The following is a 2,259-nucleotide window of genomic DNA, read 5'->3' on the forward strand; positions in this document are numbered from 1 at the left end:
GCAGACGTAGGCGGATCAGGGATCGCGTTGTTTGAGCGAAGCGCAGCGTAGCGAGTTTAGCGAGACCCCGCCGTAGTCGAGCACCGCAGGTTGCCCGWAGCGAAGCGTAGGGACCCAGACTGCGGGTCGCCTTTTCTTTGCTTACTTTCTTTTGGCGAAGCAAAAGAAAGTGAGTTGCTGCCGGCAACCCCGGCCAGCAAGATCAAGAGAAGGGCACACCGCCGGAGCAAGACCGGCTTATCCACCCGGCTTCCCGGAAGATAAGGCCATAACTCCACGCTTATCCCCCGATTTCCAACTAGTACAGCTTGATAACCTTTATCTGAAGCAAGCACCGGGAAAACGCCAACTAAAGTTTTCACCGCCAGCGGCCGATAGCCATACATACAGATAGACAGAGACCCCATCGACATCCAAGGACTGCATATGCACGAGACAAACAACAACAGCAACCCCGTAGCCGCCGCGAAGGCGCTGGAATTCCTGGCCTTCACGCTGGGCCAGGAAGAGTACGGCGTGGACATCCAGAAAGTACAGGAGCTGCGCGGCTACGACACGGTGACTCGCATTGCCAATGCGCCCGAACACATCAAGGGCGTGGTCAACCTGCGCGGCATCATCGTGCCGATCGTGGACATGCGCATCAAGTTCAACCTCGGCACGCCGAGTTATGACCAGTTCACGGTGGTGATCATCCTGAACATTGCCAGCCGCATCATGGGCATGGTGGTGGACAGCGTCTCGGACGTGATCACGCTGAGCCCCGAGCAGGTCAGGCCGGCGCCCGAGATGGGCGCCTTGCTGGACACCGAATACCTCATAGGCCTGGGCACGCTGGATGAACGCATGCTCATCCTCGTCGACATCGACAAGCTCATGTCCAGCAGCGACATGGCCTTGATTGAGCGCGCTACCGCTTAGGTTTGCCTCACCCCACGAAACACACATAACAAAGCACATCATGTCTTTCTCAAACCTCAAAATAGGGACACGCCTGGGATCGGGATTTTTCGGGGTCCTGGTGCTTCTGGCGGCGATCGCCGGCCTGGGCCTTAACGCGATGTCGGGCGTGCAGCAGCGGCTGGGCGGCATCGTGGACGGCAACAACGTCAAGAATTTCGCGGCCAACGAGATGGTGGACAACTTCCGCGACATCGCGCTGATCGTCAGCACCATCGTGCTGCTGGAAGACCCCGCCGCCATGCAGGACCAGAAAAACCGCCTGACCGCCGCGCGTGAAAAATACGGCAAGGCCAAGAAGGTGCTGGTCGAGTCCTCCCTGGACGCCAAGGAAAAAGAGCTGCTGGACAGGCTGGACCAATCGATCAAGGCGGCCTCGCCGCTGGTCAACAAGGTGGTCGAGCTCGGGATGCAGAACAAGAACGCGGAAGCCACGGCGCTCATGATGGGCGAGTCGGCGCCCGCCACCCGCAGGGCCATTGCCGTCATCGACGACATCGTCAACTACGAGCGCGAGCTGTCCCGGAAGTCCTTCGATGAAGCCAAAGCCGAGTACACCGGTTCGCGCAACCTGATGCTGGCGCTGGCCGGATTGGCGATTGTGCTGGGAGCCCTGGGCGCCTGGTGGATCACACGTTCCATCACGCAACCTATCAACGAAGCGGTGAAGATCGCCCAGACCGTGGCGTCCGGCGACCTGACAAGCCGCATCGAGGTGAACAGCCAGGACGAGACAGGCCAGCTGATGCAGGCGCTCAAGGACATGAACGACAGCCTGGTCGGTATTGTGGGCAATGTGCGCAGCGGCACCGACACGATTGCGACGGCCTCGAGCCAGATCGCGGCCGGCAACCATGACTTGTCTTCGCGCACCGAAGAGCAGGCGAGCTCGCTCGAAGAAACGGCGGCTTCGATGGAAGAGCTGACCTCGACCGTCAAACAGAACGCCGACAACGCACGTCAGGCCAACCAGCTGGCGGTGTCCGCCTCGAGCGTCGCCGTCAAGGGCGGCAGTGTGGTCGCCGAGGTGGTCGGCACCATGGGGGCGATCAATGCTTCTTCACGCAAGATCGTCGACATCATTGGTGTCATTGATGGCATCGCCTTCCAGACCAATATCCTGGCGCTCAATGCGGCAGTGGAAGCCGCCCGTGCCGGTGAGCAGGGCCGAGGCTTTGCGGTGGTGGCTGCTGAAGTGCGCAACCTGGCCCAGCGCAGCGCCGCAGCGGCCAAGGAAATCAAGACGCTCATCGGCGACTCGGTCGACAAGGTCGAAGAGGGCAGCAAGCAGGTCGCCGA

2 protein-coding genes are annotated in these 2,259 nt (G+C 60.6%); both read left to right on the forward strand.

The features are described from left to right. The first annotated feature begins 426 nt into the window (after positions 1-426). Positions 427-921 (forward strand): chemotaxis protein CheW, encoded by a 495-nt coding sequence (locus AC1D0P_RS24920; protein WP_477679187.1) that lies wholly within the window; start codon positions 427-429, stop codon positions 919-921. Positions 922-961: 40 nt separating this feature from the next. After that, positions 962-2,259 (forward strand): methyl-accepting chemotaxis protein (locus AC1D0P_RS24925; RefSeq protein ID WP_477679188.1); only part of this gene is annotated, 1,298 nt, incomplete at its 3' end.

The sequence above is a fragment of the Polaromonas sp. P1_G2 genome, from assembly GCF_056405515.1.

What these genes read in the sequence shown, in the direction of transcription:
- AC1D0P_RS24920 (WP_477679187.1), top strand. Translation starts at nt 427, where the DNA reads ATGCACGAGACAAACAACAACAGCAACCCCGTAGCCGCCGCGAAGGCG.